At 52.3% G+C, this 14,726-nt stretch carries 11 protein-coding genes; 7 read left to right on the top strand and 4 right to left on the bottom strand.

Annotated features, from left to right (window positions below; genetic code table 11):
• Window positions 1-39: 39 nt before the first annotated feature.
• Window positions 40-1,515, top strand: a complete 1,476-nt coding sequence (locus LWL52_RS03390; protein ID WP_242916927.1) for a nicotinate phosphoribosyltransferase — start codon at window positions 40-42, stop codon at window positions 1,513-1,515.
• A gap of 14 nt (window positions 1,516-1,529) precedes the next feature.
• Here LWL52_RS03390 and LWL52_RS03385 read toward each other — a convergent pair whose 3' ends face one another.
• Together LWL52_RS03385 and LWL52_RS03380 are read right to left on the bottom strand one after the other, a co-directional pair.
• Window positions 1,530-1,826, bottom strand: coding sequence for an HNH endonuclease (locus LWL52_RS03385; protein ID WP_242916925.1), 297 nt, complete (start codon window positions 1,824-1,826; stop codon window positions 1,530-1,532).
• Between the two features lie 188 nt (window positions 1,827-2,014).
• The gene (locus LWL52_RS03380) at window positions 2,015-2,413 is read right to left on the bottom strand and encodes a response regulator (RefSeq protein WP_242916923.1); all 399 of its coding nucleotides are present in this window, start codon (window positions 2,411-2,413) and stop codon (window positions 2,015-2,017) included.
• Window positions 2,414-2,896: 483 nt separating this feature from the next.
• Here LWL52_RS03380 and LWL52_RS03375 point away from each other — a divergent pair, with 483 nt between their 5' ends.
• Entirely contained in the window at window positions 2,897-3,730 is an 834-nt protein-coding gene (locus LWL52_RS03375) for a class I SAM-dependent methyltransferase (protein ID WP_242916921.1), read from the top strand.
• A gap of 302 nt (window positions 3,731-4,032) precedes the next feature.
• The gene (gene trxA, locus LWL52_RS03370) at window positions 4,033-4,341 is read left to right on the top strand and encodes a thioredoxin (protein ID WP_242916919.1); all 309 of its coding nucleotides are present in this window, start codon (window positions 4,033-4,035) and stop codon (window positions 4,339-4,341) included.
• A gap of 259 nt (window positions 4,342-4,600) precedes the next feature.
• On the opposite strand, the gene LWL52_RS03365 is transcribed toward trxA, so the two are convergent.
• Both LWL52_RS03365 and LWL52_RS03360 read right to left on the bottom strand, forming a co-directional pair.
• Window positions 4,601-5,998 carry a sensor histidine kinase gene (locus LWL52_RS03365; protein WP_242916916.1) on the bottom strand — a complete coding sequence of 466 codons (1,398 nt, stop codon included), beginning with the start codon at window positions 5,996-5,998 and terminating at the stop codon, window positions 4,601-4,603.
• Window positions 5,988-7,370 (bottom strand): sigma-54-dependent transcriptional regulator, encoded by a 1,383-nt coding sequence (locus tag LWL52_RS03360; RefSeq protein ID WP_242916915.1) that lies wholly within the window; start codon window positions 7,368-7,370, stop codon window positions 5,988-5,990. Before LWL52_RS03360 ends, LWL52_RS03365 begins: the two co-directional genes overlap by 11 nt.
• 315 nt (window positions 7,371-7,685) lie before the next feature.
• Here LWL52_RS03360 and LWL52_RS03355 point away from each other — a divergent pair, with 315 nt between their 5' ends.
• The 4 genes from LWL52_RS03355 (at window position 7,686) to LWL52_RS03340 (ending at window position 14,725) form a co-directional block, all read left to right on the top strand.
• The gene (locus tag LWL52_RS03355) at window positions 7,686-8,939 is read left to right on the top strand and encodes an efflux RND transporter periplasmic adaptor subunit (protein ID WP_242916914.1); all 1,254 of its coding nucleotides are present in this window, start codon (window positions 7,686-7,688) and stop codon (window positions 8,937-8,939) included.
• 174 nt (window positions 8,940-9,113) lie between these two features.
• Complete coding sequence (locus tag LWL52_RS03350; protein WP_242916913.1) at window positions 9,114-9,833, top strand: ABC transporter ATP-binding protein; 720 nt, start codon at window positions 9,114-9,116, stop codon at window positions 9,831-9,833.
• On the top strand, window positions 9,814-12,243 hold the full coding sequence (locus LWL52_RS03345; protein ID WP_242916912.1) for an ABC transporter permease: 2,430 nt from the start codon (window positions 9,814-9,816) through the stop codon (window positions 12,241-12,243). The genes LWL52_RS03350 and LWL52_RS03345 overlap by 20 nt, the downstream gene beginning before the upstream one ends.
• A 73-nt stretch (window positions 12,244-12,316) precedes the next feature.
• On the top strand, window positions 12,317-14,725 hold the full coding sequence (locus LWL52_RS03340; RefSeq protein WP_242916911.1) for an ABC transporter permease: 2,409 nt from the start codon (window positions 12,317-12,319) through the stop codon (window positions 14,723-14,725).
• Window position 14,726: the final 1 nt, after the last annotated feature.

The following is a 14,726-nucleotide window of genomic DNA, read 5'->3' as shown; positions in this document are numbered from 1 at the left end:
CATGCGTAATTCGTAGCTTGCCACTCCTAGCGAAGCCTTATGAAACTGAAAGATATTTACGCCTCCTCCTTAACCCTGCTCACCGATTTATACCAACTCACCATGGCCTACGGCTACTGGAAACAAGGGATGGCAGAGCAGGAAGCCGTGTTTCACATGTACTTCCGGAAAAATCCTTTCGGGGGTGGCTATACGGTAGCAGCCGGTCTGGAGTATGTGGTGCATTACCTGCAGGAGCTGCAGTTTGAGGAAGAAGACCTAGCCTACCTGGCCACGGTGAAAGGCACCCAGGGGCAACCGCTGTTCGAGACCAGTTTCCTAGACTATTTGCGCGACATGCGTTTCAGCTGCACGGTGGATGCCGTACCAGAAGGTACCGTGGTCTTTCCGGCAGAGCCGCTCCTGCGGGTGCGGGGCCCTTTGCTGCAGGCGCAGCTGATCGAAACGCCCCTGCTCACCATCGTCAATTTCCAGACACTGATCGCTACCAAAGCCGCCCGCATCACGGATGCCGCCAAAGGCGACCCGGTGATCGAATTTGGCATGCGCCGCGCACAAGGTATTGATGGTGCACTGGCCGCTACGCGGGCCGCTTATGTAGGCGGTGCCGATGCTACCTCGAACCTGCTGGCCGGTAAGCTCTTCAACATTCCGGTAAAAGGGACCCACGCCCATAGCTGGGTGCAGGCATTCAACACCGAAGAAGAGGCCTTTGAAGCTTACGGAGACGCTTTCCCGCAGGACTCGGTTTTCCTGGTGGACACCTATAACACGCTGGAAGGTATAAAGAACGCTATTGCGGTTGCTCAAAAACTTCAGCCGCAGGGCTTTAACTTCGGCGGTATACGGCTGGACTCGGGCGATCTGACTTACCTGAGCGTGGAAGCCCGCAAACTGCTGGATGCCGCCGGCTTTACGGCTGCCAGCATTGTGGCCAGCAACGACCTGGACGAGCACATTATTACCAGTCTGAAACAGGAAGGCGCCAAGGTGAATGTATGGGGCGTGGGCACCAAAATGGTCACAGCCTACGACCAGCCGGCACTGGGCGGTGTGTACAAACTGGCCGCTATCCGGCACGAGAACGGTGATTGGGATTACAAGCTCAAACTCTCCGAGCAACGGGCCAAAACCTCGACGCCCGGCATCCTGCAGGTGCGCCGCTTTTTTGACGGTGACGGGTACCAGGCGGATATGATCTACAACGAGATGGCGCCGTTGCCTAAAAAGAACGTGATCGTGGACCCGCTCGACAGCACCCGTAGAAAAACCGTGGCAGCCGGCACCACCTTTAAGGAGCTCCTGCAGCCTGTGTTTGACCAGGGCAAGCTGGTTTATACGTTGCCCGAGCTAAGCGCAATCAAAGCCAAAACAAAAGCAGAGCTAAACCTGCTGCACGAAAGTATACGCCGCTACCTGAACCCGCACAGCTACCCGGCTGGCCTAGAAGAAGGCTTGCACCAGTACAAGATCGACCTTATTATTAAGCTCCGCCAGGAACAGCAGGAAGTATAGGCAGCAGCCTGCCCTTATTTGCGGCGGCTTTTTCCGCGGCGGTTCGAGATACGCTCCAGAGGTTTGTTCTTTACCCACCGCAGGTATTTCTGCAGCGCGTCCGCCTTTTGCAGGGCTTCGATGGAGTTATAGGATTTGGCCAGTTCGTGGTTGCTCAGGTGCAGGTGAATGGTGCTGTGGCAGGGCTGGCACAGGTCGGCGGTAGCACCATAACGGCCGCCCTCTTCGCGGGGCACCAGGTGGTGGCGCGAGAGGTGCTGCACCGCCCGCCCGCATAATTCGCATACCTGTTGCTGCTCCCTTCGGGCCATACTTCTGTACCTGTTTTGCTGTCTTTCTGAAACAGAAAAGACAGGCGCAGAGTTTAGGGTTGCAGCCAGGAAATAAAATAAGTTGAAGCTGGAAAATGGAAGGGGCCAGAAGACCTGCTATACTTTTAAAATAGCGCTCTGGCAGAAGGAATGCACTTCAAGGCCTTTACGGCTTAGCAAATGAAATGCTATTTAGCAGGATAAGTATGGCCGGCCAGCAGATGTTGCAGAGCTGTGCGCAGCTCCTCCGGTTCGGCGCTTTTCAGCAAACAGCCCTGCACCCCATCTCCCATCAGCTTATCCACCAGCGATTCTTCGCCCTCTGAGGACAGGATGAGCACTTTCACTTTCGGATACTTTGTGGTTAAATACCGGGCCGTAACCACGCCATCCATCTCCGGCATTTCCAGATCCAGGATCACGACATCCGGCAGCTTGTCTTCGATTTTTTCCAGCAGATCAGCCCCATTGCCGGCATCGGCCAGAACAGTTACTTCCTTATAGCCCCCTAGTATAGCAATCACGCCTTTCCTGAACAGCGTATGATCATCGGCGATGGCCACCGTAAGTGGCTTTAAATTATCCATTTACATTTAATATTAAAGATTGCCCGGTTTATAGTTTCAGGGTAAAAAGGGTGCTGTAAAACAGAAACGTTCTGCTCCATCCTGCTATTGCCGGAGCAGGTTATTCTCCTGCCAATCAGGAAAACCCTGCACGGATATGATAAGATCAAAGCAAAAAGGGCCTGCTGTATAACTTTTGCACCTTACGGAAAAGCAATAATTCTTGTTCAAAAACAATCCTATTATTTTTATACCTATACTTTAATTTCTACAAGTATAAATACAAACTTAATTTGCTTAGCTTATACTAACTGCCTGCTTATAATGCTGTCGTTTCTTCTCATTTCCTCTCTTATGTAGCTGACAAGGCTTATTCTTTCCAGATGCAGTGAGGGAATGGCAGCTTAAGTGGGGATATTTTTTCTTTTTCAAACAGCTTAAATATAGTATATTCGTTATTTATATAAATATTATAATTTTTATCTACCAGACGTATACCATTGCATGGAAAATTACGCTTTGTACTTTGACAGTAACCGCCAGGTGTGGAACGAGCGCACGCGCGTGCACGTCCAATCCAAGTTTTATGATGTGGCTGCCTTTAAAGAAGGCAAGCTCTCGCTTACGCCCCTGGAGCTGGAGGAGATGCAGGACGAAGTTACCGGCAAGTCGCTGTTGCACCTGCAGTGCCATTTCGGGCTTGATACACTCTCGTGGGCGCGACTCGGCGCGCATGCAACAGGTATCGACCTGTCGGATGTGGCCATTGCCGAAGCACAGAAGTTAAACCAGGAACTAGGGCTGGATGCCCGCTTTGTGTGCGCCAATGTGTACGAGTTGCCCGCGCACCTGCAAGGGCAGTTTGACGTGGTTTATACTTCGTTTGGCGTAGTGGGCTGGCTTCCGGATCTGGACCGCTGGGCTGCCGTTATTGCGCATTTCCTCAAGCCTGGGGGCGTGTTTTACCTGGCGGAGTTTCACCCGGTGGTATGGATGTTCGATGACAATTTCCAGTACGTGCAGTATGCTTACCACAACACCCACCAACCCATCATCACCCAAAATCAGGGCACCTACACCGACCGCAGCGCGCCTATCGCCGGCACGGAATATAGCTGGAACCATGGCCTGGCCGAAGTGATCAATGCGCTGCTTTCCCAGGGTCTGCAACTCGAATTCCTTCATGAATTTCCATACTCACCCTACAACTGTTTCAACAATACCGAGCAGAGCCCGGACGGTAACTGGCGCATCAAAAATATGGCCGATAAAATACCCATGGTTTATTCGCTGAAAGCCAGAAAAATGGCATCACATAGCGCGCCAGACAAGCAGTAGCCAGGGTATGGTTCCCAAAGAAATATCAACCTCCGGTACGGGTTTAAGGACATCACCCCGTTCAGCAACCTAATCTTCAGGCAGCAACTAAAGGAGGCACACTGGCAAGGGCTTTTTATTACTTTGCAGAGCGTAAAATCCAGTGTGTGCCGAACGGAGGCGATGGAAAAATACCCGGCTGCCGTGCAGACGGATAACATGCACCTGCTAGCTGAAGTAACGCGGCACTAGCCTTTTTGCAACACCTGTCGCGTCATTGTGCGTATTTACTTAATGCAAGAGGCGCTTAATTAAACGGAACTATGGCAAAGAAATCTTTTCAGGAACTCATCAACAGCCCGGGTATGCCGGTGCTGGTAGACTTTTATGCCGACTGGTGCGGCCCCTGCAAATCCATGAGCCCGGTAGTGGAGCAGGTTGCCAGCGAGTATAGCGGCAAGCTAAAAGTGATCAAAATAAACGTGGATAACAACCAGGCGGCTGCCGCGCAGTACCGGGTGCAGGGTGTGCCCACCTTCATCCTCTTTCACAAAGGCCAGCAAGTATGGCGGCAATCCGGCGCTATGCCTGCCAACGTGTTGAAGCAGGCGGTGCAGAAAGCGCTGGTTTAAGTTTTAATTTTGAATAATTGAATTTTGAATAACTGAATGGAGAGGGATGAATAAGAGATAATAAAAGCCGCTTTTAAGGATTTGTCCGCACATTTCTTATTTGCTTAGTCACGCAATCCCTTAGAAGCTGTTTAGGGTTCTAAATTAAGCCAGTGATGGGCTTCATATAATAGGATCTCCCTGGCGTAAGCGTCCGCTTGTGCCAGAAATGGCTGAATCAAAATTTATTCACGCATTCACTCATCCACTCATTCAGAATTCAGTTATTCAAAATTTTTTCATTCATGATCACCTTCAGGTGCAGGCTAAACGTGGTGGGTTGGCCGGGTTTGCTATGCACCCGGATGCTGCCGCCGTGCTGCTGCATGATCTGCTTGGATAAGCTCAGTCCAATGCCGGAACCCTGTTTTTTGGTCGTATAAAAAGGGATAAAGATCTTGTCGATCACATCTTCCGGAATGCCGGGCCCATTGTCGGTTACGTTGATGTGGAGCCTGGTTTTATCTTTTTCATCTACAAAGGACACTACATCCACGCAAGGATCCGCAACATGCTGGCAGGCTTCCATGCCGTTCTTTACCAGGTTAATGAGCACCTGCTCCAGCTGCTCGGCATCGGCCAGCAGCTGCACGTTTTCGTCGGGCAGGTAAAAAGAGAGCTGCACCCGGTGGGTTTCCATTTCAGGCGCCAGCAGCGTGCGTACATTGCGCAGCAGCTCGTTCACTTTTACGGGCCGTAGCTCGGGGGTAGGCAGGCGCATCAGACGGCGGTAATTTTTAACAAAGTGCAGCATGCCGGTGCTCCGTTTTTCGATGATGCGCAGGCCCGCCTGCATATCCTCCAGCGTTTCTTCCTCCAGCGGCTCCCCCGCCTTTTGCCGGTCTATGACCTGCGAATCCAGCAGGCCACCCACCGTGGCGGTAAGCGAAATAATCGGGGTTATGGAGTTCATGATCTCATGCGTCAGCACCCGAATCACCTTTTGCCAGGTTTGCAATTCCTGCTCTTCCAGCTCCGATTGAATGTTTTGCAGCGAGACGATCTTGAGCTTTCGCCCCTGCGATACCAGTTCCGTGGCGTGCAAAGTGAGCAGCAGCTGTTCGTGCCGAAGCTGTATGGTGACAAGCGCCTTTTCGTGGTTACCGATGTTTTCCAGGACCTGCACCAACTCCTCACTTACCCGATCAAGGGACCGAATGGTATGCAGGTGGGGCACATGCAGCAGCTCTTTGGTTACCTGGTTCACCAGGTATACTTCCCCTTCTTCATCATAAGAGAGTAAGCCGATACCCACATGTTCCACAATAGCCTGCAGGTATAAGTGGTTGGCCTGCTTCTCAGATTTTACCCGCTGAAAAGCCGCCGTTATGTCGTTGAAAGCGTTGTAGAGCTCCTGGTAGGTGGTGTTTGCCTTGCTGGCTGCAAAGCGTTGGGTAAAGTCAGAGTGGCGGATGGCTTCCAGAAAACTGCTTAGGTCGCGGTTTGTGCGCTCCACAAAATGCATCAGCTCATATACTTCAAACACCACGAGCAGCCCGAGGCAGAAAGCCGTTACGTACCAGTCGGTGCGGTAGAGCACCAGCAGCAGCAACACAATGGCCCCGATCAGTACGAATAGCCGCAGCAGCAGCTTCAGCCGAAAGGCGTTATAAACCATGTTTTTCAATTCTGCGATAAAGGGCTGTGCGGGTAATGCCCAGTTCTTTGGCCGCATGCGTAATGTTGCCGGCATGCTTTACCAGGGCTTTCTGTACCATCATTTTCTCCAGCGCATCCAGGGTATAATCGCTGCCGGCTTCGGTTACAGGCACTTGCTTCATCGAATGTGCCTGCTCCCCCGGCGCCAGGTAAAAATCGTCCGGATGCAGCTCGTCGCCGTCGCAAAGTATAACGGCCCGTTCCATGGCATGGTCCAGTTCGCGGATATTGCCAGGCCAGTGATAGTCGCTGAGGCGGCGCAAGGTTTGTGGGCCGATACGCAGCCCGGGGCGGCTATACTTGTTGCGATATACCTGCAGAAAATGCTCCACCAATAGTTTTATATCTTCACGCCGCTCGCGCAGGGGCGGCAGGTTTATCTCCACCGTGTTGATGCGGTAGAGCAGATCCTGGCGGAAAGTACCTTCGCGCACCATCTCATACAGCGGCATGTTGGTGGCACAGACCAGGCGTACATCGACTGGCCGCGGCTTGTTGGTACCCAGCCGGATAACCTGCCGGCTCTGCAGCACGGTAAGCAGTTTGGCCTGCAGCGCAGACGAAAGGTTGCCCAACTCGTCGAGGAACAGGGTGCCGCCGTTGGCCGCCTCAATGCGCCCCATCCGGTCTTCTTTGGCATCGGTAAAGGCGCCTTTGGCATGGCCGAACAGTTCGCTTTCAAACAGCGTTTCGCTTACAGCTCCCAGGTCTACTTTCTCAAAGGCCTTGCCCGCCCGCTTAGACTTCCGGTGCAGGGCACGGGCCGCTACTTCTTTGCCCGTGCCGTTCTCGCCAAGTATAAGCACGTTGGCATCGGTGGCGGCTACTTTGTCGATGGTCTGGTAGACGCGCTGCATGGCCGGCGACACGCCGATAAAATCATCAAAATGATACACAGTGTTGCCTTGCGCCGCACTCCCGGCTGACCGTTTATCAGGCTGGCTCTTTGCCTGGCAGGCTGTTTTAAGTATTGCGACCAGCTTGTCGTTCTGCCAGGGTTTGAGCACAAAATCAGTGGCCCCTTGTTTTAAGGCACGCACGGCCAGCTCAATGTCGCCGTAAGCCGTCATCAAAATAACGATCACCGATGGGTCCTGCTGCAGGATCTGTTTGAGCCAGTGAAAGCCCTCTTTGCTGGAGGTGGCCCCGGTGCTGTAGTTCATATCCAGCAACACCACATCGAACTGGTGCTCCTGCAATAGTGCCGGCAGGCGATACGGATCCGAAGTCGTCAGCACAGTGGCAAAGTGCTGCTTTAAAAGCAGCCTGCCGGCTGTCAGGATATCCTCCTCATCGTCTACGATCAATACTTTGCAGGCAAGCTTATTCATGATGTATGCTGGTTTCAGGCACAAGTATACTATAAAAATACAGTTTTTTTCTTGTTTCAGCCAAACGATCGCTTCGGATGTGGTTCTCCGGATTATAAGCAGCAGGGCTTTTTGCAGCATTGGTAACGACTGTCCCTGCTCCGGTGTCCGGTAGCAGACACCCGACTGTTCGGAAACGGACAATGCCTTTTCTCTCGCCCAGCCACTTACACATACATGTTGCTTATAATCAACAACATACAAACTATGGCACGCTTGTTGGAAACCCCCTTTTCAGAACTGTGAAAAGACTATATCCTACACCGCTACAAGACTATGGACCGCGTAATTGAAAAAAAGAAAAACACGCCTAAAAAAATTGCCCTCATCGCTGCCGGCGCGACCGTGCTGGTGGTCATTGTCTATAACCTGCTGTTTGCCGAGCATACTTCCAAACTGAATGTAGACAGCGAGCGCATTACGCTGGGCCAGGTGCAGGATGGTGTTTTCCAGGAGTTCATCGCCATCGATGGATCGGTAGAACCGCTGAAGAGCTTTTACCTCGATATTATAGAAGGTGGCCGCGTGGATAAGATCTATACCGACGATGGCCGCATGGTGCAGAAAGGCGACACGATCCTGAAGCTCTCCAACACCACCCTGCAGATCGACTTTATGACGCGTGAAACCCAGCTCTACGACCTGATGAACGAGCGCCAGAACTCGGAGATCCAGATGAAGCAGGACCTGATTAAAAAGCAGAACGAACTGGCCGAGATCAGCTATAACCTGGCCCTGATTGCCCGCAAGTATAAACGCAACCAGCTGCTGATTAAAGAGAAAGTGATCCCGCAGGAAGAATTTGAAGCCTCGCGGGATGAATTTGACTACCAGAGCAAACGCAAAGAACTCGCCGACCGCTCTGTGAAGCAGGACACCCGCCTGATGGAAGAGCGCCTGCGCCAGCTCGATGAGTCTATCAGCCGCATGAAAGCCAACATCAACATGGCCCGGGGCACGCTGAACAACCTGTACGTAATAGCCCCTTTTACCGGCCAGCTCTCTACCCTGAAAGCAGAAGTAGGCGAATCCAAAGCGCCGGGTGAGAACATCGGCCAGATAGACGACATGAACGGCTACAAGGTAAAAGCCAATATCGACGAGCATTACATCTCCCGCGTTTTCCCGAACCAGACCGGCTCCTTCGACTTCAATGGCAAAACCTACCAGGTAAAAGTATCCAAAGTGATTCCGGAAGTGCAGAACAACACCTTCCAGGTAGATATGGTATTTGCCGGCGGCAGCATACCCGAGGGCATCCGCCGTGGCCAGACGCTGCAGATCAAGCTCAACCTGAACGATGGCGGCCTGGCCATACTCGTACCGCGGGGCGGTTTTTACCAGAGCACCGGCGGCAACTGGATCTTTGTAGTGGATAAGTCAGGCGATTTTGCAACCAAGCGCACCATTAAGCTGGGCCGCCAGAACCCTAACTATTACGAAGTGCTGGATGGCCTGCAGCCCGGCGAAAAAGTAGTGCTCTCCTCCTACGACAACTACGGCGACATTGACCGGTTGGAGTTAAAGTAGATTAAGGCTGATAATTGACTGGTTCAATTGTTAAAAAACCATATGCAATGAAGCCATTCAAGTCTCTGCAAGCACTTAAAGTATAAAAACGACAATTAACCATTTAGCAATTCAGCAATTATACCTGCCCATTAGTACAAAATAAAACTATCATAACGTCATACTTATACTACTATGAACAAGGAAGAAATGATCATCGAAACGGAGAACCTCCAGAAGAAGTACATCACCGACACGGTAGAAACCACGGCCCTGGCTGGTGTGGACCTCAAGATCAAACAAGGTGAGTTTGTAGCTATCATGGGCCCATCAGGCTGCGGCAAGTCTACGCTGCTCAACATCCTGGGCATGCTCGACAGCCCTTCTGCCGGTAACTTCCGCTTCCTGGGCCAGGAGATCAGCAAAGCCACCGAGCGCCAGCGCGCCAAACTGCGCAAAGAGAACCTGGGCTTTGTATTCCAGAGCTTTAACCTGATCGATGAACTGACCGTGGAGGAGAACATTGCCCTGCCCCTGGCGTACCTGGGCGTGTCGAAGGCGGAGACGGAGAAGCGTACAAAAGCCGCCATGGAGCGCATGGGCATTGCGCACCGCCGCAACCACTTCCCGCAGCAGCTCTCCGGTGGCCAGCAGCAGCGTGTGGCCATAGCCCGTGCCACCGTATCAAATCCCAGCCTGATCCTGGCCGACGAACCGACCGGTAACCTGGACTCGGTGCATGGCCGTGAAGTGATGGCACTGCTCTCGGAACTGAATGAGGCCGGCACAACGGTCGTGATGGTAACGCACTCTCCTTCCGACGCCGAGTACGCCCACCGTATTGTAAACTTATTTGATGGACAAATCGTGACGGAGAACCTCAACGTGAAACGTCATGCTGCAGAACTACTTTAAGACTGCCAGCCGTAACCTGCTGCGCAACAAAGTATACGCTGCCATTAACATTGTCGGCCTTGCTGCCGGCATAGCCGCCTGTATCCTCATCTTTCTGTACGTGAAAGATGAGGTCAGCTACGACCGCTACAATACCAAGGCAGACCGCATTTACCGCGTTACCCGCGATTTTTTGTCGAACGATGGCACAGTGAGCCTGAGCCTGGGGCATGTGGCGCCGCCATTCGGGCCACTGCTTAAGCAGGAGTTCCCGGACATTCAGGCGCTGGCCCGCACGCTCAACTCCACGCTGCTGCTGGAAGACAAAACCTCGCAAAAGCGCTTTAACGAGGAGCATGTATACTTTGCCGAGCCGGATATCTTTAAGATCTTCACTATTCCGGTAAAGCAAGGCAACCCCGAAAAATCGCTGGACGAGCCGTTTACGGTGCTGCTGAGCGAGAAGATGGCGCAGAAGTATTATCCCGGCCAGGACCCATCCGGCAAGGTACTGACCGTGAACAATGCCTTCAGCGTGAAGGTAGCGGGCGTGTACGAGGACTTCCCGGTAAACGCGCATTTTCATCCGGATTTCCTGATGTCGTTTACTACCCTGAACGACACGACCATTTACGGATCGGAGAACCTGAAGACCAACTGGGGCAATAACTCTTTCGGCACCTATTTCCTGTTACCGGAAAATTACCCGGTAGACAAGCTGCAGGCGCAGATGCCCGCCTTTCTGGACAAAGTACTGGCCGGCACCGACCATGCCCGGGGCCGCAAACCATCCGAGTTCACGCACCTGTACCTGCAGAAACTCACCGATATCCACCTGAAGTCGCACCTGGACTCGGAGGAAGAAACAAACGGTGAACTGGCGACGGTGCTTATCCTGGCGGCAGTAGCCTTGGTCATTCTGCTGATTGCCTGCATCAACTACATCAACCTAAGCACCGCCCGCTCCACGAGCCGCGCCAAAGAAGTAGGCGTGCGCAAAGTAGTGGGCGCTCTGAAAGGCGATCTAGTAAAGCAGTTCCTGCTGGAGTCGGTGGTGGTCGCCATTATAGCAACGTTGCTGGGCCTGGGCCTTACGGAGCTCTCGCTACCTTGGCTAAACGACTTTGCGCAGAAGGATCTGCACCTGCACGTGTTCAGTGATCCTGTTATACTTGGCTTTGTGCTGCTGCTCCCTTTGCTGATCGGGTTGCTGGCTGGTTTATACCCTGCCCTGTACCTGACGCGCTTTGAGCCGGCCCGGGTGCTGAAAGGCTCCCTGAGCAACAGCTCTAAAAACCCCACCATGCGCAAGGCACTGGTGATCGTGCAGTTCTCCATCTCCATTGCCCTGATCATTGCCACAGGCGTGATGTACCGGCAGCTGCTCTTTATGCAGAACAAGGCGCTGGGCTTCGACAAGGAAAAACTGATCGTGCTCCCCTATTACAGCTCGCTTGCGCCGCAGTATGAAGCTTTTAAAGCCGAACTGATGAAATCATCTTCCATCCAGGGCGTTGGCAAGTCGTTGCTGGTACCTTCCGACAGGCTGCTCAACTCGATGGGCGCCGGCGTGCTGAAGGGCGATAGTATGGCTAAAACAGATGTGACGATCAAGTATGTGAATGTAGACCAGGACCTGTTCGACACCTACAAAGTAAAGCTGGCCGCCGGCAGAAACTTCAGCCGCCAGCATCCCACCGACGACTCTGCCGCTTTCATACTGAATGAGACTGCGGTAAAAATGATCGGCTGGCAGGAGCCGCAGCAAGCCGTGGACCAGGTATTTCAGTATGGCGATACGCGGGGCCGCATTATTGGGGTGGTAAAGGACTTTCATTTCGAGTCGCTGCACCAAGAGATTGCCCCGATGGTGTTCCTGATGTCGCGGTCCGACAGCTACACGAACGTGAGCATCCGGTATAGCGGCGATCCGAAGCAGGCCCTGGCGCACATCGAATCCGTGTGGAACAAGTTTGCACCGGATCAGATCTTCCGCTACGACTTTATGGATGAACTGTATAGCGCCATGTATAAAACAGAACAGCGCAAAGGCCAGATATTTACCGTGTTCTCGTGCATTGCCATCTTTATAGCCTGTCTGGGTTTATTTGGCCTGGCCTCTTATACTACCGTGCAGCGCACCAAAGAGATCGGTATCCGCAAAGTGTTTGGCGCCTCCATCCTGAAGATCGTCACGCTGCTGTCCAGCGACTTTCTGAAGCTGGTGCTGATCGCAAACCTACTGGCCTGGCCGATTGCCTGGTATGCCATGAGCCGCTGGCTCGAAGATTATGCTTACCGTGTGACAATAGGAACAGGCATCTTTCTGCTGGCTGCTTTCCTGGCCTTTATCATCGCCATTGTCACTATCAGCTTCCATGCCATCAAAGCTGCCTCGGCGAATCCGGTGAAGGCCTTGCGGACAGAATAAATTTATACTACGCTACGAAATACGCTAAAAATAAAACTGCCGGCACTTCGGTGCCGGCTTTAACACTACTGAAATGCTCCAGAACTACTTCAAAATTGCATTCCGCAACATGGTCCGAAACAAAGTATATTCGGCCATCAACATTGCCGGCCTGGCCATCGGGGTGGCCTCCTGCATACTTATTTTCCTCTACATACAGGATGAACTTAGCTACGACACGCAATTCAGTAAGGCAGACCGCATTATTCGGGTGGTTGGAGAAGTAAAGTTTGAGGGGCAGCAGGATTATTTTGGCGTTACGCCCCCTCCGCTTCTGGACGAAGCGCGAAAATTTACCGGCATAGAAACCGTAACGCAGTGCTTTCAGCTGGACAAGCAAACGATCTGGTACAATAACCAGAGCTTTAGTGAAGACAAGTTGCTTGCTGGTGACAGTGCTTTCTTTAGCGTGTTTGATTATAAGTTTCTGGCCGGCAACCCTGCTACGGCCCTGGATGCACCCCGTACGATTGTACTCACCGAAGAGCTTGCAAACAAATATTTTGGTGGCGCGGCGCAGGCAATGGGTAAGCTGCTCAAGTTTAGCCGCGACTCCTATACCGTAACGGGTGTATACCGCAATGAAAAACATTCGCACATCGATGCTTCAGGCGTGATCTCTAACGCATCCTTTTTAGAAGGTTCTACAGCAGAAGATAGAAAAAACCAGTGGTTTAACTTAAGCAACTACACCTATGTGCTGCTCAATGAAGCAACGCAGCCCGCTGCTCTCCAACAGCAGTTAGATGAGCTGACTGCCAAGTTGATAAACCCCTGGATAAAAGAAAACAAGCTAAATGCTGAGATGAAATTACTGGTGCAGCCGCTAAAAGATATTCATTTCGACAACCGCGACCCCTATGCGCTTTCACCTGCCGGCAGTATGGCGTATATCTATATATTTAGTGTTGTTGCCATCTTCCTGCTGCTGATAGCCAGTATAAATTATATGAACCTGGCAACAGCCCGTTCTTCCAAACGCGCCAAAGAGGTGGGTTTGCGCAAAGTGGTCGGGGCAGACCGCTCTCAGTTGGTCAGCCAGTTCCTGGGCGAGTCCTTGCTTCTTACGCTGCTGGCTGTATTGCTGGCGCTGGCGCTGGTAGAGGTGTTTATTCCAAGCTTTAACGCGCTTACGGGCAAAAACTTCAGCCACGGCCTTTTCTTTCAGTGGGAGTTTATGCTCCTTTTAATTGCGATCGTAGTTTTGGTAGGCATTGTGGCCGGCAGTTATCCTGCTTTCTTTTTGTCGCGCTTTAAACCGGCCGATGTCCTTAAATCGGATAAAATGCCCCGCGGTGGCAGCGCAGCCTTACGCAAAGCGCTGGTGGTTTTGCAGTTCACCATCTCGCTCATCATGATCATTGGCACCTTCGTGGTGTTTGCACAGATGCGCTTCCTTAAAAACGCAGACCTGGGCTTTCGAAAAGAACAGATCTTGGTTGTTGATGTCCCCAACGGTGATTCTACGCTGGTGCAGCGCCTGCCCCTAATTAAGCAACGGCTGCTGCAGAACCCCAACGTGCTGCAAATATCAAACTCCTACAGCATCCCTTCCGAATCGTTGAGCCGCACCATTATGCTGGTAGAGCAGAATGGGAGAATGGTGGAGAAGGCGATTGACATTATAGCGGTAGACTATGATTTTATACCCTTGATGGGCATTGATTTGAAGGAGGGCCGAAACTTCTCCAAAGACATGAAAACAGATGAGCACGCGGGCATCATCATAAATGAAGCCGCAGCAAAATGGCTGGGCTGGAATGATCCTGTCGGCAAAAAAGTAAATACAGGCGATACAACGCTTACGGGTAATCATGCCCGGATAATTGGCGTGGTAAAAGACTTCCATGTCCAGTCCTTGCATTCAGCAGTAAAACCTCTGGCTATTGAGTTGCGTCCAGCATCGCCGGGTTATTTGTTGGCGCGCATTGCACCAAAAGACCAGGACGCTACCATAAAATTTATAGAAAACCAATGGCGTGCCTTTGACACCAAACACCCCATGGAGTACTTTTTCATGGATGAGTTTTTTGACCGCCAGTACCGTGCCGAGGAAAAAATGCTGACCGTGTTCGGCTACTTTGCCGGGCTCACCATCCTGATCGCCTGCCTGGGCCTGTTTGGCCTGGCCTCTTTCACAGCCGAGCAGCGCACCAAAGAGATCGGCATCCGCAAGGTGCTGGGCTCCTCTACCGGCAGCATCGTGGTGCTGCTCTCCAAGGATTTCGCCGTGCTGGTGCTGGTGGCCATCGTGCTGGCTAGCCCGGTGGCCTGGTTTGGCATGAGCAGGTGGCTGCAGGACTTTGCCTACCGCGTACCACTCAGCTGGTGGATCTTTGCTGTAGCAGGCCTATCGGCCATGGTGATTGCGCTGGCGACGGTTTCTTTCCAGGCGATGAAAGCAGCCCTGGCCGACCCGGTGAAAGCCATTCGCACCCAATAAT

Source organism: Pontibacter liquoris, from assembly GCF_022758235.1.
In the GTDB taxonomy this organism is placed as follows: Bacteria; Bacteroidota; Bacteroidia; order Cytophagales; family Hymenobacteraceae; genus Pontibacter; species Pontibacter liquoris.
The sequence above is the reverse complement of the archived record's forward strand: the minus strand, read 5'-3'. Positions and strand labels throughout refer to the sequence as shown.